Source organism: Baekduia sp., from assembly GCF_035685985.1.
Taxonomy (GTDB): domain Bacteria; phylum Actinomycetota; class Thermoleophilia; order Solirubrobacterales; family Solirubrobacteraceae; genus Baekduia.
Genome location: NZ_DASRZV010000015.1, coordinates 238,358 through 257,916, shown reverse-complemented (window position 1 = coordinate 257,916; position 19,559 = coordinate 238,358). Strand labels below are relative to the sequence as shown.

18 protein-coding genes, 1 other RNA gene and 1 pseudogene are annotated in these 19,559 nt (G+C 70.7%); 9 read left to right on the top strand and 11 right to left on the bottom strand.

The window, feature by feature from the left end; genetic code table 11:
* Nucleotides 1-4 precede the first annotated feature (4 nt).
* The gene (locus VFG42_RS08220) at nucleotides 5-208 is read left to right on the top strand and encodes a hypothetical protein (RefSeq protein ID WP_324907158.1); all 204 of its coding nucleotides are present in this window, start codon (nucleotides 5-7) and stop codon (nucleotides 206-208) included.
* A gap of 31 nt (nucleotides 209-239) precedes the next feature.
* On the opposite strand, the gene VFG42_RS08215 is transcribed toward VFG42_RS08220, so the two are convergent.
* Both VFG42_RS08215 and VFG42_RS08210 read right to left on the bottom strand, forming a co-directional pair.
* Nucleotides 240-776, bottom strand: coding sequence for a helix-turn-helix domain-containing protein (locus tag VFG42_RS08215; RefSeq protein WP_324907156.1), 537 nt, complete (start codon nucleotides 774-776; stop codon nucleotides 240-242).
* Nucleotides 777-848: 72 nt separating this feature from the next.
* Complete coding sequence (locus tag VFG42_RS08210) at nucleotides 849-2,135, bottom strand: hypothetical protein (RefSeq protein ID WP_324907154.1); 1,287 nt, start codon at nucleotides 2,133-2,135, stop codon at nucleotides 849-851.
* 835 nt (nucleotides 2,136-2,970) lie between these two features.
* Between VFG42_RS08210 and VFG42_RS08205 the strand changes: the two genes are divergently transcribed.
* Nucleotides 2,971-4,629 (top strand): hypothetical protein, encoded by a 1,659-nt coding sequence (locus VFG42_RS08205; protein ID WP_324907152.1) that lies wholly within the window; start codon nucleotides 2,971-2,973, stop codon nucleotides 4,627-4,629.
* Between the two features lie 66 nt (nucleotides 4,630-4,695).
* A complete protein-coding gene (locus VFG42_RS08200; RefSeq protein WP_324907151.1) occupies nucleotides 4,696-5,259 on the top strand; it encodes a hypothetical protein in 564 nt (187 codons plus the stop codon).
* A 133-nt stretch (nucleotides 5,260-5,392) separates the two neighbouring features.
* Here the strand turns inward: VFG42_RS08200 and ssrA are convergent.
* Both ssrA and VFG42_RS08190 read right to left on the bottom strand, forming a co-directional pair.
* Nucleotides 5,393-5,758, bottom strand: a transfer-messenger RNA (tmRNA) gene (gene ssrA, locus VFG42_RS08195).
* An 18-nt stretch (nucleotides 5,759-5,776) separates the two neighbouring features.
* Nucleotides 5,777-6,313, bottom strand: a complete 537-nt coding sequence (locus VFG42_RS08190) for a GNAT family N-acetyltransferase (protein ID WP_324907149.1) — start codon at nucleotides 6,311-6,313, stop codon at nucleotides 5,777-5,779.
* Nucleotides 6,314-6,544: 231 nt separating this feature from the next.
* Here VFG42_RS08190 and VFG42_RS08185 point away from each other — a divergent pair, with 231 nt between their 5' ends.
* Nucleotides 6,545-8,344 (top strand): M3 family oligoendopeptidase, encoded by a 1,800-nt coding sequence (locus VFG42_RS08185; protein ID WP_324907147.1) that lies wholly within the window; start codon nucleotides 6,545-6,547, stop codon nucleotides 8,342-8,344.
* Nucleotides 8,341-9,198: a site-2 protease family protein gene (locus VFG42_RS08180; RefSeq protein ID WP_324907145.1), complete on the top strand. Its 858-nt coding sequence runs from the start codon at nucleotides 8,341-8,343 to the stop codon at nucleotides 9,196-9,198. Before VFG42_RS08185 ends, VFG42_RS08180 begins: the two co-directional genes overlap by 4 nt.
* A gap of 2 nt (nucleotides 9,199-9,200) precedes the next feature.
* Here VFG42_RS08180 and smpB read toward each other — a convergent pair whose 3' ends face one another.
* Entirely contained in the window at nucleotides 9,201-9,680 is a 480-nt protein-coding gene (gene smpB, locus VFG42_RS08175; RefSeq protein WP_324907143.1) for an SsrA-binding protein SmpB, read from the bottom strand.
* Complete coding sequence (locus VFG42_RS08170) at nucleotides 9,643-10,476, bottom strand: alpha/beta fold hydrolase (RefSeq protein WP_324907141.1); 834 nt, start codon at nucleotides 10,474-10,476, stop codon at nucleotides 9,643-9,645. The genes smpB and VFG42_RS08170 overlap by 38 nt, the downstream gene beginning before the upstream one ends.
* 66 nt (nucleotides 10,477-10,542) lie before the next feature.
* Between VFG42_RS08170 and VFG42_RS08165 the strand changes: the two genes are divergently transcribed.
* Complete coding sequence (locus VFG42_RS08165; protein WP_324907139.1) at nucleotides 10,543-11,073, top strand: helix-turn-helix domain-containing protein; 531 nt, start codon at nucleotides 10,543-10,545, stop codon at nucleotides 11,071-11,073.
* On the opposite strand, the gene VFG42_RS08160 is transcribed toward VFG42_RS08165, so the two are convergent.
* From VFG42_RS08160 to ftsE, 5 genes and pseudogenes are all read right to left on the bottom strand, one after another.
* The gene (locus tag VFG42_RS08160; protein WP_324907137.1) at nucleotides 11,058-12,860 is read right to left on the bottom strand and encodes a ribonuclease R family protein; all 1,803 of its coding nucleotides are present in this window, start codon (nucleotides 12,858-12,860) and stop codon (nucleotides 11,058-11,060) included. The genes VFG42_RS08165 and VFG42_RS08160 overlap by 16 nt on opposite strands.
* A gap of 3 nt (nucleotides 12,861-12,863) precedes the next feature.
* Nucleotides 12,864-14,048, bottom strand: a complete 1,185-nt coding sequence (locus VFG42_RS08155; protein WP_324907135.1) for a S41 family peptidase — start codon at nucleotides 14,046-14,048, stop codon at nucleotides 12,864-12,866.
* Between the two features lie 36 nt (nucleotides 14,049-14,084).
* The gene (locus VFG42_RS08150; protein WP_324907133.1) at nucleotides 14,085-14,948 is read right to left on the bottom strand and encodes an alpha/beta fold hydrolase; all 864 of its coding nucleotides are present in this window, start codon (nucleotides 14,946-14,948) and stop codon (nucleotides 14,085-14,087) included.
* A gap of 85 nt (nucleotides 14,949-15,033) precedes the next feature.
* On the bottom strand, nucleotides 15,034-15,927 hold the full coding sequence (locus VFG42_RS08145; RefSeq protein ID WP_324907131.1) for a cell division protein FtsX: 894 nt from the start codon (nucleotides 15,925-15,927) through the stop codon (nucleotides 15,034-15,036).
* A gap of 105 nt (nucleotides 15,928-16,032) precedes the next feature.
* Nucleotides 16,033-16,713 (bottom strand): annotated as a pseudogene (gene ftsE / locus VFG42_RS08140) (cell division ATP-binding protein FtsE); the annotation flags it as partial.
* A gap of 143 nt (nucleotides 16,714-16,856) precedes the next feature.
* On the opposite strand from ftsE, the gene VFG42_RS08135 reads away from it, so the two are divergent.
* The 3 genes from VFG42_RS08135 (at nucleotide 16,857) to VFG42_RS08125 (ending at nucleotide 19,548) form a co-directional block, all read left to right on the top strand.
* A complete protein-coding gene (locus VFG42_RS08135) occupies nucleotides 16,857-18,119 on the top strand; it encodes a pitrilysin family protein (protein ID WP_324907129.1) in 1,263 nt (420 codons plus the stop codon).
* 93 nt (nucleotides 18,120-18,212) lie between these two features.
* Complete coding sequence (locus VFG42_RS08130; RefSeq protein ID WP_324907128.1) at nucleotides 18,213-18,602, top strand: hypothetical protein; 390 nt, start codon at nucleotides 18,213-18,215, stop codon at nucleotides 18,600-18,602.
* A gap of 82 nt (nucleotides 18,603-18,684) precedes the next feature.
* Nucleotides 18,685-19,548, top strand: coding sequence for a hypothetical protein (locus VFG42_RS08125; protein ID WP_324907127.1), 864 nt, complete (start codon nucleotides 18,685-18,687; stop codon nucleotides 19,546-19,548).
* The last annotated feature ends 11 nt before the right edge of the window (nucleotides 19,549-19,559 follow it).

The following is a 19,559-nucleotide window of genomic DNA, read 5'->3' as shown; positions in this document are numbered from 1 at the left end:
ACGCGTGTCGAACCTCTCCCCCACCTCCCTCCCCATCACCGCGACGACCACGACCTCCGGCTCCCGCGCCCGCAAGCGCCGCGCCAAGCGCGGCATCGTCGCCAACTACATCCACGAGATCTCGCCGCGCCACCGCGCCGCCGAGGCGGTCACCCCGACCGTCGCGCCGACGCGGGAGCCGGCACCCGTGCCCGAGCGCGCCGGCTGACCGCCGGCGCGCGGCGCCGCCGCCGCGGTCCTCAGGCCGCGGCGTGCGCCGCCTCGGCGGCGATGTACCGGTGCACGCGGCCGTCATGGTCGCCCGGACCGGCCTCGGCGAGGAACACCTGTCCGCGCCGCTGCAGCTCGCGCAACGCGCGCGAGGCCTGCGAGGGCGCGATGCCCAGGCGCTCGGCGATCTCGCCGGAGCGGCTCCGCGGATGCGCCGCGACCCAGGCGTAGACGCGGTCCCGCACGCCGACGGCCTCCTCGCCACGCTCCCGCACGTCGCGCGCCTGCGCCAACGCGGCGGCGCGGCGATCCAGCCGGTGCAGCATCGCGGTCAGGTAGCCCGGCGCCAGCGGATCCTCGGGCAGGTTCGCGGCCAGGCGATCCAGCCGCGCCGCCCACTCCAGCACCCGCTCCCGGTCGTCGCCCTCGACCACGTGATCGACATGCCGGCCCAGCTCGGCCAGCCACTCGACCGCCTCGTCCCGATGGTCGCCGTCCAGCACCTTCAGCGCAGCGCGCTCCAGGGCCTTGTACGGGACCTCGAACTCGGTGCGCTGGGCAAGCATCTCCAAGCCAGCGTAAGCCCGGCTCCGAACCCTGTCAAGCATATTGTCAAGTATCGGCCGCGTGGCCGAGACCTACACCGTCCGGCCCTGCCGCAAGGAGAAGACCACCGGCGACGGCGCGGTCGCCGGGTGGCCCGTGGCCACGTCGCGCGGCTCGTACGGCCGAACGAGCGCGGCGGCCGGGTCGACCCACCCTCGGGGACCGTTGGCGACGACCGTCAGCGCCTGCGCATCGGCCACGTGGCCGTGTGCACGGGCGACGAACGGCTGCGTGGTCCGCGACAGCGCGGGCACCAGCAGCACGTTGGCGCCGACCCGGTCGAGCGTCCGCGTGACACGCTCGTCCAGGAAGTCCTTGCAGATCAGCAGCGCGAACCGAAACGCGCCCGCGACGTGCACGCGCAGCACCGGCGCCTCCGACGCGACGATCCCCTCGCGCCGACGCCGATCGGGGCCGGCCGGAAACAGGTCACCGAACTCGACGAGCTTGCGGTGCCGCATCCTGGCGCGCAGACCGGAGATCAGCCCGAGGCTCACGTTGGCCGGCGCCCCGTCGACGGTCTCGTGCCAGCTGCCGCACACGACCAGCCGCTGCCCCTCGTCCTCGGCCAGGCGCTCGACGACGCGCTCGACGATCGCCCGCGTCGTGGCCAGCTCGGGCAGGACGACGATCCGCGCCCCGGCCTCGATCGCCCGCTCGAGCTGCCCGAGCACACGACGCTCCTGCTCCTCGGGGTCGACCGGCGTCACCGGGAAGGCCACCGCGCGCGGCCGGTCCAGGCCCAGCTCGCCGAGATCCTCGTTGACGGTGATCGCGGCGATCCGATCCAGCCCGGCGGCGATCCGGCTGAGCGGGCGCCACAGGTCGAACGCGAACTCTACGGTCAGCAGACCGGCCCGGAACACCCGAACGTAGGGGTGGTCGCCGTCGTCGACGTTCATCGAGAACGGCGACGGCGTCCGCCGCCCGCCGTCCATCGACGGCGGCCACGGCGCGGCCGCACACGGGTAGACGTCCCCGATCGCCGGCCGATAGGGCTCGCCGCCGAGCCGCTCGCGCCAGCACTGGGCGAAGCCGAGCGACGACGACAGGTTGAGCCCGAATCCCACCGCGTCCACGCGGTGCGGGTCCGCCCCCGCCTCCGTCCAGCGAAGGATCTCGGCCCGGTCGGCGTCGTCGAGCTCCAGCTCCTGCGGACGGGCCTCGAAGTGCTCGCGGACCTCGTCGACCAACCACAGGAACTCGTCTCGGTCGCGGATCGGCACGACGCCGTCGGGCCGTGCGTTCCACGTCTCCAGTAGCACGACAGCGGCATCCCAGCGCGTCTGGGACGCGGTGATCCGATCAACGAACGTCATCGTTGCGCGGACAGTAGTGAACCGGAACACGACGAAGGTGGACGCCTGAAGGACACGGCCAAATTCTTGGCCCGAAGAGAGGCGGTTGACCGGGGCCGTCCTGGCCGATCCGTTGGCGGTCGGCAGCCATGCCCGAAGGGCATCAGGGACGGGAGACATCACGACCGCGTCGATCGTGTCCCCTCCCATGCCTTCCGGACCGACCTCGATGCGATCGAAGAACCACCGATTGAGCATCTTGCGATGAGACTCGCTGCCGTTGACGTAGTCGTCTTGCAGGTTGCTGAACCGCGACAGGGCTTTGTCTAGAGCGTCCATCAGGTCCGCGCGATCGCCGTCGGCTCGCTTGATGAGCGTCGCGATCGCTCGCTCCTCTTCGCGCAAGCGGTCGCGTTCCTCACGCAGGACATCCGGCGCTATGAGGTCCTCGTACGCGAGTTCGACGCCACGCCCACGCGCTCATGCAAACGTGCCTGCTCCGCGAGCTTGGCTTCGGACCGCGCCAAACCGAACGGCTCATGCATCGCCACCACCGCAACTGGCCGCTGCCGAGCGCACCATCAAGCTGGCGCCACGACGGAGATTAGGAGCCTCTCGCGCCGCCGAAAAACCGTCTAACCCGACCGCAGCGCCTCCGCCAGAACCTCCGCCCTAGAACCACCAAACCCCGGCTCCTTCTTCCGGAGCCGGGGTTCGTACTTCGTCAATATGGTGGACAGACAGCAGAGAGGTGATCGTGATCACGATCAGGCGCGCAGGAGGCCCCCAAGTGGTGCCCCGTCCAGCGGTCCGGGCCCTGGCCATCCGCTGATTATCCGTAGATAATTGAGTTGCAATGGAAGCAACGACCTCATCCCCGGATTGGTTCTCCTCTGATCCCGTGCAAGCGGCTGTTTGCACTGAGTTCACGCAAGAGGCGACAGGATCATGGGTTTGGCTTTACCGCCAGCGCGGCGATGTCCGGGCTCACTCCATCGGGCAGTACTCCGCCCTCCTATCACCGGATCGCGTAGAGCGCGGCATCGGGGGCCCAGGATGGGACGTCCACATCGGCGACGGAGGCTTCGGCTTCACGGAGTACTACGAGGATGGCGGTAAGCGAACCGTCTACGAACGGCACCCAGATAATGGCGTTGAGCTGTTGGTGGTCTACCGCGACTTTCACGGCGTACGACCGAGCGAGCTGGAACTGGTCGAGGAGTTCCGCTTGCTCTTCAACCTTTGGGAAGACCGGCCAACACGTTCGTACTACTACTTCGATGACTCCGGCAACCCGGTCAAGGCCGTCACGATCACGGACGAAGGTGTACGAGCACTCACGAGCCTGGTGCGGCGCTATCAGGCCGCAAAGCAGATGCACCTTGCGCTCTATATCGATTCGACCCTTCGGTCCGACGAGCTTCCGGCCACAGAGGAGAGCTGGGACGTCGCCGACGACGCCGGCGTCCTCAGCTACTACCGCGGCCAGCTGTCGCTCGGAGACGGGATGTTCTCGCGGTTCGATGGCAAGCGACTGCTCGCACCACCGCCAGTCGAGGCATCGGGCATCTACCCGTACGAGAAGGCAAGACAGTACGAGACCTTCCTCATCGGCGAAACACCGGAGGGAGAGCCGATGCGCTTTGCCTCAGATCCCGCGCAGCTGGCCAACTACTTCGGCGCCAATCCCGACAGCCCGCATTATCTGACGCCGGTCTACTTCCGACGCGAGGTCTTGAATAAGTACTACGCCGACACAGATCGCTACACGGTTGAGGATGGCCACCTGCGATGCGCTGGTCTCTGGGGGCTCCGGCTCGACAACGACCAGGCTGGCCACGTCATGGTGTTCCTCGGCGACCTGGGCCGAGACATCCCTCAGCAGGAAGCGCAGTACTGGCTCAGCTTCAACATCCTTCCCCCAGAAGAAGGCCCAAGCGAAACCTTGGTCCGCCGTGCCTTCGGGGGCCAGTTCGCCGATCCCAAATCGCTCGATCTCCGGTTCCCTCGCGCGTACCGTGAGGCTGACAAGGCTTGGGCGGCCGCATTTGGCGCTCCGTTGTTCCAACCCCTTCACGACGACGACAGGCACATCCTCAGCAAGTTGCACGTCCCGGTCGGAGACAGTGCCGCCGAGTTCGATGAGCAAGTGCTCTACCTCGCGAAGCTCGTCGTTGATTCCCTGAACGAGGCCGCGATTGAGGCATTGACAGGCAAGGGCGACAAGAAGGATGAAAAGGGGCTGGCGAAGCTCGAACGTTTGCTCGACGCCAAGGGAATACCGGATGCGCGTGGCGTCCTTCGGCCCTTTGCGAACGTCCAAGGTCTGCGCAGTCGAGGGGCCGCTCACCGCAAGGCAACGTCGTTCGACATCACGGAGGCGATCGGGGATCTAGGCCGTCAGGAAGGCTTCGAAAAGTTGTTGGCTGATGCGATGGGGACGCTTCAGGCGCTCAAGCAGTTCGCCGAGCAGCAATCGCCGTTGGATGATTCCGACGGCGGTCAGTCGAGTTAGCCTCTCCCTCAGCAAGACCTCACCACATACTCTCGCGTGTCCGCAGGACGCTGGAGAATCAGCGGCGTGCCGGACTCGAACACCATCGCGCTCGTATCGGTCGTCGGCGCGACCGCGACCGCCATCGCAGTCCCGCTGATCAACGGCGCGTTTGCCGCACGTGCGGACCGCCGGAAGTTCGAGCATGAGCGACACGAGAAAGACCTCGATGAGCGCCGAGCGCTGCTAGACGATTGTGCGCACGCCCTGACCACGTACATCGAGGCGACGCGCGACCTGTTGGGCCGATACGTCTTCTCGCACCCGGCGAACGCGGAAGCACGCGATCTTGACTTTTACATGGCCGCGATCGACGCGAACATCGCTGCCAAAGCGCACGCCTATGCCCTGAATCGACGCCTGGTCATCCGCTTGGGACGACACAGCGACGTTGTCGTGGCCTATGGCAACGTGCTGAAGCTGCTCGATGAGGCGACCACCGACATCGCCACGCGCATTACCGAACGAACGGCCAACAAACCGGATCGGCGAGACGATCTGGTTGTCGCCCAAGACAGCATGAACGCAAGCTGGTACGAGGCCCACGAGCGCTACCTCGACGCCGCCACAAAATCAGTCGGTTCGAAATAGCAAGCGCCGCAACGTGCCAAGCGGACCTCGGGTTCATCCAGTCTCCCCGCGAAGCGCTTGCGCGAGCAAAGCAGCCCTAGATAAAACAAACCCCGGCTCCTTGGTGGGAACCGGGGTTCGACCTTCGTGCAAAAGGTGGAGACGGCGGGAATTGAACCCGCGTCCGCGACCGCGTGCTGGCGGCTTCTACGAGCGTAGTCGGCACTCTGATCTCGCCCTTCGCTCGCCTTGCCGACCGGGTTGCGAAGGGCCAGCCTCCTGAAGATGTCCCCCCTTTGGCGGAGGCGGACCGCCGGGGGTGAGCCGACATGTCTGATTCCGAAGCCCGAGCGGCCGGCAGGCCCGGGGCGGAACCTCGATCGCTTAGCTAGTGGCTAAGCGGCGAGGGCGTACTCGTGAGAGTCCGCACGTATGGTTTTCCCGGTGTTTTACGAGGCCTCCGGGACCTCGGCTCGCGACCACCCGCACGGAACCGACCACGTCGAAGCCTGTCGTCCCCGTGTTGGTGAATCGCCGCTCATTGTAGCTGGCCGGGCACGATCCCGACGACCGTCAGGCGCCGGCGCGTGACCGGGTGCACGCGATCGGGGCGCGGCGTCATCCCGAGCTTCTCCGCGACCCGCAGCGAGCGCGCGTTCTCGGGATCGACGATCGCGATCACCTCGCGCATCCCGTGCTCCTCGAAGGCGAACGCCAGCGCCGCGCGCGCCGCCTCGGTCGCGTACCCCCGCCCCCACGCGTCGCGCGCGAAGCGCCACCCGACCTCCACGGCCGGCAGCACCTCGGGCAGGAACATCGGGACGGTCAGGCCGCAGAACCCGAGCAGCGCGGCGTCGTCGGAACGCGGGGCCACCGCCCACGGCCCGTAGCCGCGCTCGCGCCACTCCTGCTCGAAGCGGGCGATCAGGTCGTCGCTCAGCCCGCGCCCCAGCACGTGGCCGCGGCCGATGTGGCGCATGACCTCGGGGTCCGCGTTGATCGCGGCGAAACGCGCCGCGTCGCCCACCCGCCAGCGACGCAGCACGAGTCGGTCCGTCACGCGTTCCGCGGTCATCGACCGCGGAACATAGGAGACGCAGGACCGGTCCGCATCGAGGACCCACTCGCTCTCGCGCCCCGAAGGGCCAAGCGGTGAACGGCGGGTGACGGGCCTCGCACCTCTGGCGGCCTCGCTCTTGCGCGGTCCGGTCCCGCGCCTTGAGAACGACGGTACGCCCCTGCCGCCCCGAAAGTCAATGGCCGAACGGCTCGGGTCTCGCACGTTCCGGGCAATATCGTGCAGACCATGAGCACGACCGCACTCGAAAGCGTCGCCTGGGATCTCGACCCGCTCGTCGACGGGGAGGGCGAAGCGGGGGCCGATCGCCTTCTCGACGAAGCCGACCGCCGCGCCACCGACTTCCAGAAGGAGCACGCCGGGAAGGTCGCCGACCTCGACGGCCCCGGCCTCGCCGCCGCCGTGGCCGAGCTGGCGCAGATCTCCGAGCTGGCCGGCCGCGCCGGCAACTACGCGATGCTGCGCTTCGCCGTCGACACCGCCGACCCCGCCAACGGCGCGCTGCTGCAGCGCGTCCAGGAGAAGGGCACCGCGATCGAGACCAAGCTGCTGTTCTTCGACCTCGAGTGGGCGGCGCTGCCCGACGAGCGCGCCGAGGAGCTGCTCGGCGCCGACGGCCTCGACCGGGCGCGCCATCACCTGGCCACCGCGCGCCGCTACCGGCCGCACCTCCTCAGCGAGGCCGAGGAGAAGATCATGTCGGAGAAGTCGGTCACCGGCGGCGCCGCGTGGTCGCGCCTGTTCTCCGAGGTCACCTCCGCGATCAAGGTCGAGCTGGACGGCGAGGACGAGCCGGTCGCGCTGGACGTCGCGCTCGCGCGCCTGATGTCCCCCGACCGCGCGCTGCGCCAGCACGTCGCCGAGCGCGTCACGACCGCGCTGCAGCCGACGCTCCGGATCAGGGCCTACATCTACAACACGCTGATGGCCGACAAGGCCACCGACGACCGGCTGCGCTCCTACCCGTCCTGGATCTCGTCGCGCAACCTCTCCAACGAGGCCTCCGACGAGTCGGTGCAGGCGCTGGTCGAGGCGGTCCGCGAGTCCTACGAGATCCCGCGCCGCTGGTACCGCCTCAAGGCGCGCCTGCTCGGCCTGGACCGCCTCGCCGACTACGACCGCATGGCGTCGGTCGGCGGCGGCGAGGAGCGCACCTACGAGTGGGACGAGGCCAAGGACATCGTGTTGTCGTCCTTCGGCGACTTCTCCGACGTGCTGGCCGACGGCGCCCGCCGCTTCTTCGACGAGGCGTGGATCGACGCGCCCGTGCGCCCGGCCAAGCGCGGCGGCGCGTTCTGCGCCTACACGGTGCCCAGCGCCCACCCCTACGTGATGCTCAACTACACCGCGCAGCGCCGCGACGTGCTCACGCTCGCGCACGAGCTGGGCCACGGCCTGCACGCCTACCTCGCGCGCGACCGCGGCGTCTTCGAGCAGCACACGCCGCTCACGCTCGCGGAGACCGCGAGCGTCTTCGGCGAGACGCTGGTGTTCGCCCGCCTGCTCGACCAGGCCGACACGCCGGAGTCCCGGCTGACGCTGCTGGCCGAGAACATCGAGGGGTCGATCGCGACGGTCTTCCGCCAGGTCGCGATGAACCGCTACGAGGACCTCGCGCACACCGCCCGCCGCGCGGAGGGCGAGCTGAGCGTCGAGCGCCTGAGCGACCTGTGGAAGCAGTCGCAGGAGGAGCTGCTGGGCGACGCCGTCGAGGTCACCGACGGCTACCGGTCGTGGTGGTCCTACGTCCCCCACTTCATCGGGACCCCGGGCTACGTGTACGCCTACGCCTACGGGCAGCTGCTCGCGCTGAGCGTGTACGGCAAGTACCTCGAGGAGGGCGAGTCGTTCGTGCCCAAGTACGTGGAGCTGCTGAGCGCCGGTGGCTCGAAGTCGCCGGAGGAGCTGGCCGCGATCGCCGGCCTGGACCTCACCGACCCGGGCTTCTGGCGCGCGGGGCTGGACCTCGTCAAGGGCCAGCTCGAGCAGGCCGAGGCGGCCGCCGAGGAGGTCCTGGCGAAGCGATGACCGACGACCGCTGGCTGCCGCCGCGCGCTCCCGCGACCGAGCCGACCGCGGTGCCCGAAGGGGTGCCGTCGGACGACCGCCCGCGCCGCGAGGGCCTGCTCGGCAAGCTGGCGGCGCCGTTCGCCGCGCTGATCGCGTTCCTGAGCAAGATCAAGGTCGTCCTGCTGGCGCTGGCCAAGGTGAAGTTCTTGGCCACCGCCGGCTCGATGCTCGTCTCGATCGTGGCCTACGCGTCGCTCTGGGGCTGGAAGTTCGGCGTCGGGTTCGTGCTGTTGCTGCTGGTCCACGAGTACGGCCACGTGATCCAGCTGCGGCGCGAGGGCGTCAAGGACGCCAGCGCGCCGATCTTCATCCCGTTCATGGGGGCGTTGATCTGGTCGAAGTCCCTGGGCGGCGACGCGGCCGCCGAGGCGCGCGTCGGCCTGGCCGGCCCGGTGCTCGGCTCGATCGGCGCCGCGCTGTGCGTGGTGGTCTACGCGCTGACCGGCGAGGAGTTCTGGCGCGCGCTGGCGTTCACGGGGTTCTTCCTCAACCTGTTCAACCTGCTGCCGGTCGGCTTTCTGGACGGCGCGCGGGCCGCGGCGGCCCTGTCGCCGTGGGTCTGGCTGCTGGGCGTGTTCGGCATGGTCGTCCTCGTGCTGACGGTGCCCAACCCCATCATCATCCTGATCGCCGTGCTGGCGATCTGGGAGACCTACCGCCGCTTCAAGCAGTTCCGCTCCGGCGACCCGGCGGTCAAGACCTACTACTCGATCGCCAAGCGCGACCGGATCCTGATCGGCGCGACCTACCTGGTGTTGATCGTGGCGCTGGTGATCGCGATGGACGCGACCCACCTGGAGCGCAGCCTGTAGGGCTAGCGCCCGGCCTCGCGCAGCGCCCGCTGCGTGTCGCGCTCCTGGTCGCGCTTCTTGATCGACTCGCGCTTGTCGAAGCGGTCCTTGCCCTTGCCGAGCGCGATCTCGACCTTCGCGCGGCCGTCCTTGAAGTAGATCCGGGTCGGCACGAGCGTCAGGCCCTTCTCGGTCGTGCGGCCGGAGATCCGGTCGATCTCGCGGCGGTTGAGCAGCAGCTTGCGCGTGCGCTCCGGGTCGTGGTTGTCGCGCGACGCCGGGCCGTAGGGCGGGATGTGCACGTTGTGCAGCCAGACCTCGTTGTCGCGGATGATCGCGAACCCGTCCTTGAGCTGGGCGCCGCTCTCGCGCAGGGCCTTCACCTCGGTCCCCTGCAGCACCATTCCCGCCTCGAGCTTGTCGAGGAACTCGAATCGGTGCGACGCCGTGCGGTTGGTCGCGACGTCACCGGGTGCCACCTTGCGCTTCTTGCCCTTGGCCATGCCCGATCGAGTCTAGGTGGTGGACGATCTCGGCCGCCACGCCGTCGGGGTCGGACGTGTGCGGCTGATGGCCGGCGTCGAAGGCGACGAGGCGCGCGCCGGGGATCAGCGCGGCCGTCGCGCGGGCGACCTTGGCGGGGATGACCGGATCGCGGCGGCCGTGCAGGACGAGCGTCGGCGCGGCGATCGCGGGCGCGTCGGCGCGCAGGTCGTGCTCGGGGCCCGCGAAGGAGCCCCAGACCTCGGCCACGACGCGCCGGCCCGGGTCGGCGCGGGTGGTGGCGATCGCGGTGGCGCGGGCGCGGCGGTCGGCCGCGGTCCGGCAGCGCATGTAGGACGCCGAGAACGCCGGGTAGATCGCGCGCAGGAACGCGGGGCGCGCCATGAGCGCGCAGAACGCGCGGACGTGCGGCGGGCGGGGCGCGAAGCCGCCGCTGTCGATCAGGACGAGGCCGCGCGCGAGGTCCGGCCGCCGGATCGCCAGGCGCGCCGCGGAGAAGCCGCCGACCGAGTTGCCGACGACGACGGCGCCCTCGGGCGCGACCGCTTCCACGAGCCGCTGCGCGACGTCCGCGAAGAGCGTCGCCGACGCGGGCACCGTCGGCGCGCTCGACGCCCCGTGCCCCGGCCAGTCCAGCGCGATCGTCCGGAAGCGCGCCGGGTCGAGCCGGTCGCGCAGCTCGTCGTAGTCGTGGTGGTCGTGGGCCCCGCTGGGCAGCAGGACGATCGGCGCGCCGCCGGGCGCGCCGCGCTCGTCGTAGAAGACCGGGCCGGTGGCGGTGTCGAGGGTCGGCATGCCCACAACATGACCGACCGGTCGGTCACTGTCAATGACCGATCGGTCACGTTAGGGTTCATGGCCATGCCCCACGCCACCGCCGACGCCCTCCTCGACGCCGGGGTCGCCGTCGCCGAGCGCCACGGCCTGGCCGGCTTGAGCGTCAACCGCGTGGTCGCCGAGGCCGGCGTCGCCAAGGGCACGTTCTACGTCCACTTCGCCGACCGCGACGCGTTCGTCGACGCCCTCCACGCCCGCTTCCACGACGCGGTCGACGCCGCGGTCGGCACCGCCATCGCCGGCGTCCCGCCCGGCGCCGAGCAGCTGCTCGCCGGCGTCAACGCCTACCTGGACGTCTGCCTGCGCGACCGGACGGTCAAGGCGCTGGCCCTGGAGGCGCGCTCCGATCCGGCGCTGTCGGCGGCGATGGCGAGCCGCCACGACCGCTTCGCCGCGATCGCCGCGCCGTCGTTCAAGGCGATGGGCTGGCCGGACGCGAGCGCGTCGGCGCAGCTGCTGTCGGCGATGGTCTCCGAGATCGCGGTCCGCGAGCTGGACGCCGGCCGGCGCCTGCCCGCCCAGCGCCGCGCGCTGCGCCGCTACCTCGGGGGCTGACCGCGCTCCGCGACGTCCAGCTCGACCCGCCCGCGCGGCGGGTCGACCTTGCGGATCAGCACGCGGACCGGGTCGGCGATCTTGATGGTCTTGCCCGACTCCTCGCCGGTGAGGATCGTGCCGACCTCGTTGAGCTCCCACCAGTCGCCGCGCAGGCGCCGGGCGGGCAGGAAGCCCTCGAAGCCGTCCCCGAACGCGACGAACGCGCCGGCGCCGACCAACCCGATGACCTCGCCGTCGTGCTCGCGGTCGATCTCGCCCTCGAACAGCGCGCGCTCCAGCAGGAACGCGCGGGCGACGTCGTCGGCGGCGCGCTCGATCGACATCGCGTCGCGCTCGCGGCCGGACGTCCACTCGGCGGCCTCGTCGAGCGTCGACGCGCGGGGCGCCTCCTCCCCACCGCCGACCGCGCTCAGCAGCGCGCGGTGGCACACGAGGTCCGGGTAGCGCCGGATCGGCGAGGTGAAGTGGCAGTAGGCGGTCGAGTGCAGCCCGGCGTGGCCCTTGTTCTGCGGCGAGTACCGCGCCTGCTTCAGCGACCGCAGCACGAGCGACGTCAGCCCCAGCCCGCGCCCGTCGCGGCGGCGGATCTCGGCGGCCACGAGCTTCGAGGCCTCCGCGATGATCCCCGCGGCCGCTCCCGGCTCGACGTGCTCCGGCGCCGGCGGCGTGGCCACGCCCAAGGACGACAACTGCTCCAGCAGCCGCTCGGCGGCACCGGGCTCCGGCCGCTCGTGGACGCGGTAGAGCGTCGGGACGTCGCGCTCGCCCAGCAGCCGCGCGACCGCCTCGTTGGCGGCGATCATCAGGTGCTCGATCACCTGATGGGACTCGGTCTGCACCGAGCCCTCGGCGCTGGCCACGTGGCCCCGGCGGTCGAACGCGAACTCCGGCTCGGAGCTCTCGACGGCCAGCGCGCCCGCGGCCTCGCGACGCTCGCGCAGCGCCGCGCTCGCGGCCCGCGCCGCGGCCAGCGGCCCGGCCACCGCCTCCGGCGCGGACTCCTCGCCGGCGAAGATCCGGTCCACGCGGTCGTAGTCGAACCGCTCGTCGCTGCGGACCCGCGAGCGGTAGAAGGCGCTGCGCACGACCTCGGCGCCCTGTAGCTCCATCTCGACCGTCACCGCCAGGCGCTCGACGCCGGGCACCAGCGAGCACGCGCCGTTGGACAGCACCTCGGGCAGCATCGGCTCCACCGCGCCCGGCACGTACACCGACGTCCCGCGTCGGTAGGCCTCGCGGTCGATCGCGCTGCCCGGGCGCACGTAGGCGCTGACGTCGGCGATGTGGACCCAGACGCGCCGGCGGTCGGAGCCGAGCGCCTCGCACGAGATCGCGTCGTCGAAGTCCTTGGCGGTCGTCGGGTCGATCGTGAACGTCGCCAGCCCGCGCAGGTCGCGGCGCGACGCGCCGCCGGGATCCCGGTCCTCCACGCGCTCGACGGCCTCCTTGGCCGCGCGCTCCACGCCCGCCGGGAACGACCGTCGCAGGCCGCGGTCGTGCATCAGCGCCTCGATCGCGTCCCGCGCCACGTCGGGCTGCCCGAGCACCTTGACGACCTTCGCGTGCCGGCCGCGACGGCCGCCGACGCGCACGAGCACGAGCTGCCCCGGGCGCCCCAGCTTGCCCGACTCGACCGCGATCTGCCCGCCGCCGAAGCGCCCCGCGAAGAACGGCTCGGCGACCATGTGGCGCCCGCGCTTGGCCAGGACGCCGACGGTGAAGGACTCCCCTTCGTCGTGCCGCGCCCGCCGCTGCCGGCCGTGACCCGGCCCCCGCCCGCTCACGGCCTAGGACACCTTGCCGGCGAGCACGTCGAGCGCCTTGTCCAGCGCCTCGTCCTTCTTGGTCTTGGCGTTGTCGGAGGCCTGCACGGTGGGCGTCAGGCCCGCGCCCGTGTCGACGCCCGCGCCGCCGAGGTTGCGCCCCGACGGCAGGAAGTACTGCCCGGCGGTGATGTCCAGCGCGCCGCCGTTGCTCAGCTCCAGGACCTCCTGGAAGACGCCCTTGCCGAACGTCCGCGTCCCCACCAGCTCGGCGCGGTGGCGGTCCTGCAGCGCCCCGGCGACGATCTCGGCGGCCGACGCGCTGTTGTGGTCCACCAGCACGACGAGCGGCAGGTTCGGCGCGGTCGGGTCGCCGGTCGCGTCGAACGTCCGCGACGCCACCGCGCGCCCCTTGGTCGTGACGATCTTGCCGCTGGCCAGGAACTGCGAGGCGACCAGCTGCGCCTCGGTGATCAGCCCGCCCGGGTTGCCGCGCAGGTCCAGCACGACGCCCTTGACCTTGTCCTTGATCCCCTTCTTCAGCGCCGCGGCGACCTCGCCGTGCGCGCCCGAGGAGAACTGATCGAGGTGGATGACCTCCAGCTTGTCGCCGTCGACCGTCCGCTCCGAGGACTCGACAACTGGCACCGAGATCGTCGCGCGCTCGACGGTCACGGTCCGCGACGTGCCGTCGCGGTCGAGCGTCAGCTTGACCGGCGTGCCGATCCGGCCCTGGATCAGCGACACGGCGGCGTCCTGGGACTTGCCCTTCAGCGGCGTGCCCTCGACGGCGGTGATCGTGTCGCCGACCTTGATCCCCGCGTCCCTGGCCGGCGAGCCGGCGTACACGGTGACGATGTGCAGGCCCTCGGCGACGCCGGTCACCTGCACGCCGATGCCCGCGAACTCGCCGTTCTGCTGTTGGTTGAACTTCTTGTACTCCTCAGGCGTGAAGTAGTTGGAGAACCGGTCGTCCAGCGACGACACGATGCCCTTGATCGAGGAGTCCGCGAGCTTCTTCTTGGAGATCTTGCGGTAGTACGTGGAGTTGACGCGGTCGATCGCCTCGTTGACCACGCGCGTGTCGGAGTCGCCGACCAGCGGGTCGCGGACGAAGCCCGGCAGGCCCGAGGGATGGGCGCCCAGGTAGATCCCGCAGGCGAGCAGGACGAGGCAGAGGACCAGCGAGGCGATGGCGCGGCGGATCATGGTCGTCGGGACAGGCTAGTCCTGCACGACGCGGCTTTACGCAACCTGAAAGTGCTCGATCAACAGCGTGCTGACGCGCTCGGGCTCGTCGTGCTGGACCCAGTGGCTGGCGTCGGGCAGCTTGACGATCCGGACGTCGGGCACCCAGCGCGGGTCCGGCTCGGCCATCCGCTCGGTCAGGAAGCGATCCTGGACGCCCCAGATCACCAGCACCGGCGCGGGGATCGGGCGGAAGAGCGACCGCGCGCGGCGGGGCGACCGGCGCAGCGCGGCGCGGTAGTAGTCGATCGGGCCCTTCAGCCCGCCCGGCGAGTCCAGGAGCGCCGTCTCGTAGCGCGCGTAGTCCTCGGCGGTGAACGCGCCGGGCCGCGCGTCGCCGTAGGCGCCCTCCAGGAAGCGACGGCGCATCAGCTTCGCCAGCCGCTCCGGCAGCCACGGGATCTGGAAGAAGAACATGTACCAGCTGTGCAGCAGCTGCTTGGGGGACGAGCGCAGCGTGCGCAGCATCGTGTCGGGGTGCGGCACGTTGAGGATCGCCAGGCGCTCCACGCGCTCGGGGTGCAGCGTGGCCACCATCCACGCGACCGCCGCGCCCCAGTCGTGGCCGACGACGAACGCGCGCTCCTCGCCGAGCGCCTCGATCAGCCCGGCGACGTCGGCCGCCAGCAGCTCCATGCGGTAGTCGCGCCACGACGGCGGCGCGTCGGACTGCCCGTAGCCGCGCATGTCGACCGCCACCACCCGGAAGCCCGCCTCCGCGAGCACGGGGATCTGGTGGCGCCATGACCACCAGAACTCCGGGAAGCCGTGCAGCAGCACGACGAGCGGCCCGGAGCCCGCCTCGACGTAGTGCAGGCGCACGCCCGTGCCGACGTCGACGAACCGGTCCGCGAGGTCCATGGCGCCAGAGCCTAGTTGAACACGCGGGTTTCGCCCTCTGGGCGACCACCCGCCAAAGGAACCTCGCCCTCTGGGCGAGCGTTCCTCAGACGCGCAGGAACTTGCGCAGCGAGAGGCTCGACCCCGCCGCGCTCACGCCGACCGACGCGAGCAGCAGCAGCGCCGCCAGCAGCGGCAGGCCGATCGTCTGCGGCGCGCCGAGCAGCGCGAAGTCCGAGGTCAGCGGGTCCAGGAACGCGACCTTGCCGACGCCGAGCAGCAGGATCGCCACGACGCCGCCCAGGCCCCCGAGCACGACGCCCTCGATGACGAACGGGATCCGGATGAACGAGTCGGTCGCGCCGACGAGCTTCATCACCTCGACCTCGCGGCGGCGCGAGAACAGCGACAGCCGGATGGTGTTGGAGATCAGCAGGATCGAGGCCACCACCAGCAGCACGGCCAGGCCGCCCATCGCGAGCTTCACGACGCGCGTGGCGGTGAGGATCTTGGTGGTCTCGTCCTTGCGGTTCTTGACCTGGTCGATCGCGGGGTCGACCGGCGAGCGGCCGCCGGAGGCCGCCGTCGGCGCCAGCGCGTCGCGCAGCTTGAGCACGTTGTCGGGGTCGTCGGGCGTGACGCGGAACGTGTCGGGCAGCGGGTTGGTCCCGAGCAGCTCGTAGGCCTCGGGGTTGCGCTTCTTCTCCTGCGCGTAGGCCTGGGCCTTGCTGACGTACTCGACCTTGCCCGCGTGGTCGACGTGCTGGAGCATCGCCTGCACGCGCGCGATGTCCTGCTTGGTCGCGTCCTTCTTGAGGTACACGTCGACGAGCACGCGGCCGCGGACCTCGTTGGCGGCGCCGGTCGTCGCCTGGACGACCGGGATGAAGACGCCGAGCACGAGCACGGTGACGAGCACCGAGGCCATGGCGGCGAAGGACGGGATGGCGTTACGCGAGATCGAGCGGAATGCCTCCTTGACGAAGAACGCGGGCTTCATATGGGTCTACGAGAAGATGTCGTCGATGTCGTCCGCGACGCTCTTGCGCCGCGGCGCGGGCGCCGGCTCGCGCAGCAGCGCGCCGAACTCCGCGGTGTTCATGTCGCTCGGCGCGTAGCCGGCGTTGTGCTCGTCGCGGATCAGCTGGCCCTTGTGCAGCTCCAGCACGCGGCGGCGCATGCGGTCGACCATCGTCGCGTCGTGCGTCGCGACGAGGACGGTCGTGCCGGTGCGGTTGATGCGGTACAGCAGCTGCATGATCCCGACCGACGTCTCGGGATCGAGGTTGCCCGTGGGCTCGTCGGCCAGCAGGAGCGGCGGGTGGTTGACGAACGCGCGCGCCACCGCGACGCGCTGCTGCTCGCCGCCCGACAGCTGGTCGGGGAAGGAGTGCAACTTGGTCGCCAGGCCGGTCAGGCGCAGGATGTCCGGCACCTTGGCGCGGATCTCCTTGCGGCCGTGGCCGGTGACCTGGAGCGCGTAGGCGACGTTGTCGTACACGGTGCGGTCGGGCAGCAGCTTGAAGTCCTGGAAGACCACGCCGATGTTGCGCCGGTAGAACGGCACCTTCTTGCGCGTGATCTCCGCGAGGTCGCGCCCGGCGACCTGGATCGTCCCCGCCGTCGGCTCGATCTCCTTGATCAGGAGCTTCATCAGCGTGGACTTGCCCGAGCCGGTGGAGCCGACCAGGAACACGAACTCGCCGCGCTGGATCGAGAAGGACGCGTTGTCGAGCCCGCCGTTGGTGGGCCCGTAGGACTTGGACACCCCACGGAACTCGATCACCGACGGCGCGCGGTCCTGCGGCGCGGCGCGGCGGTCCAGCTCCTGCTTGTGCCGTTCGACGATCGCCATGGTCTGACCGACGTTAGCCCGAAGGCCGCCGATTCCTGCCGATGCAGGGCGTCATGCAAGCTAGATTGCGTGGGGTGCCCACCATCACCAGCGAGACCCTCGCCAACGGCCTGCCGCTCCATCGCGTCGCCCTGCCCGGCACGCGCGCGGTCACGATCCTCGTCGCGTTCGACGCGGGCGCGCGCTCGGAGCGCGCCGAGGAGAACGGGATGGCGCACTTCCTCGAGCACCTGGTCTTCAAGGGCGGCGAGAAGTACGACCACTACAAGAAGGTCAACGAGACCGCCGAGCGCATGGGCGGCTCGCTCAACGCCTACACCTCGCACGACCTGGTGGCCTTCCACATCACGGTGCGCGCCGAGGCCGCGATGGAGGCCATCGACCTGCTCACCGACTTCGTGGGCCGCCCGCTGCTGAACGCCGACGAGCTGGACCGTGAGCGCGGCGTCGTCATCCAGGAGATCCAGCGCTACAAGGACCAGCCGTCGGCGGTCGCCGAGGAGCTGATCGACAAGGCCGCGTTCGGCGACCACCCGCTGGGCCGCACGGTCCTGGGCCCCGAGGAGCACCTGCGCACGTTCTCGCGCGAGGCGATCGTCGCGTTCCGCGAGCGCCGCTGGGCCGGCGCGCGCGGCGGGGCGTTCGTCGTCGGTAACGTCGACCACGTCGCCGAGGGCGACCCGGCGGTCGCCGAGCTGTTCCAGCGCTTCCCCACGCTCGACGTCCCGGGGCCCTACGAGGCGGCGCCCAGGCTCCAGCTGGAGACGCTGGTCGAGAAGCGCGACTCCAACCAGTCGCACCTGCGGCTGATGTACGCGCCGGACATCGACGCGACCGACCCCGCGCAGCGCGCCGCGCTGACGATCTACTCGACGCTGCTGGGCGGCTCGATGGGCTCGCGCCTGTTCGACGAGATCCGCGAGCAGCGCGGGCTCTGCTACTCGGTCTACGCGATCGACCACGCGCTGAGCGATGCCGCCGTGCTCCAGCTCGGGGCCGGCCTGGAGTCGTCGAAGTGCGACGAGGCCTACAAGCGGATGCGCGAGATCGTCGCCGAGCTGCACGCCGACGGGCCGACCGAGGAGGAAGTCGAGCGCGCGCGGGCCTACGCGGCCGGGCGGCGCGTCCTGGCCTTCGAGAACACCAACGCGGTGGCGCGCTTCGCGGCCTCCCAGGCGATCGTCTTCGGCGAGGACATCGACCCCGATCGGGCGATCGACGCGCTCGACGCGGTCACGTTCGCCGACGTGGCGGCGATCGCCAAGAAGGTCGATCCGACCGCGGCGGCGGTCGCGTGCGTCGGCCCGCACGAGGTCGCGGAGTTCGCGGCCGCGTGACCACCTCGTGTCGAGCACTGGCGCTCGGCGCGAGGGTGTGCCACAGTCAGCCTTCGAGGCGGCGGCATTGAGAACGTGACGACAACGAGTGACATGCCGTTCGTGGCGGAGATGCTGAACGAGCGCGAGCTGCGCCGGTACGTGAACCGGGTCGACGGGCGCTGGCCGCTTGAGCGAGTGCTGCTCGGCGGCGCGCGGGTCGAGGACCTGCACGGCGCGCTGCCCCAGCGCGAGCGCGGCAGCGAGTACGTCGTCGTGCTCATCAGCGAGTACTTCGCCGGCGTGCCGTGGCTGGAGCGCGTCTACCAGGCGGCGAGCCTGTGGGACGCCGACGAGATGGCCGGCGCCGCCGACGTCCACTGCTACACGCCGGACGAGTTCGCGCGCCGGCGCGAGACGCTGCCGGTCGTGCGCGCGGTCGCCGAGCACGGCATCGAGCTGGCGGGCGCCGGGCCGTCCGGGCCGAGCGCTCCCCAGAACTGACGACGTCAGCCTCCGGACGACCGTCCGGAAACCGGTCCGGAACGTCAACCCGCCGCGGAGCGCCGCCGATCCCCGGGGCACCATGCCCCTTGCCCCCGCCCCTGCGCGCGTCGGCGCCCTCTGCGCCGTCGCGCTCTGCTCGCTCGCGCTGCCCACCGGCGCGTTCGCCAAGAAGAGCGCCACCCCGAAGCTCCCCGCCAAGTTCCAGAAGCGCTACCACGTCAAGAGCGCGCTCGCCGACCCCGATCACGACGGCCTGACGAACTACACCGAGTACCGGGCGCACACGAACCCGAAGAAGGCCGACACCGACCGGGACGGCATCCCCGACGGGTCCGAGGACTTCGACAAGGACAAGCTCGACAACCTGACCGAGCAGCGCGCCGGGACCGATCCGGGCAAGAAGGACACCAACCACAACGGCAGGTCCGACGCCCTCGAGGACGCCGACCACGACGGGCTGAACAACCTCGCCGAGCAGAACACCGCCAACGATCCGGGCGACCCGGACTCCGACGACGACGGCATCAAGGACGGCAACGAGAACGCCGGCCAGATCGTCTCGTTCAGCGGCGCCGGCGTCCTGAGGCTGCGCCTGGCCTCGACCGGCAAGGTCATCTCGGCGCCGGTCGACGAGAGCACGAGCGTCGACTGCGCCACGACCGACGGCTACGACGGCGGCGCCGACGACGACGCGGCCGACGACGTCTCCGACGACTCCGGCGACGACGACGCCTCGGCCGCCCGCGTCCAGCGCGCCGACGACGGCGACGACGACTTCGTCCCGGCCGACGACTCCGACCTGACCGACGACGACGCCTCCGACGACGACGGCTGTGCCGACCAGCTCGCGGCCGGCGCCTGGGTCCACGAGTCCTCGCTGGGCAAGGACGACACGGGCGCGACGGTGTTCGACGCGGTCGCGCTGGTCGGCGACGACGAGTAGACGGCCATTCC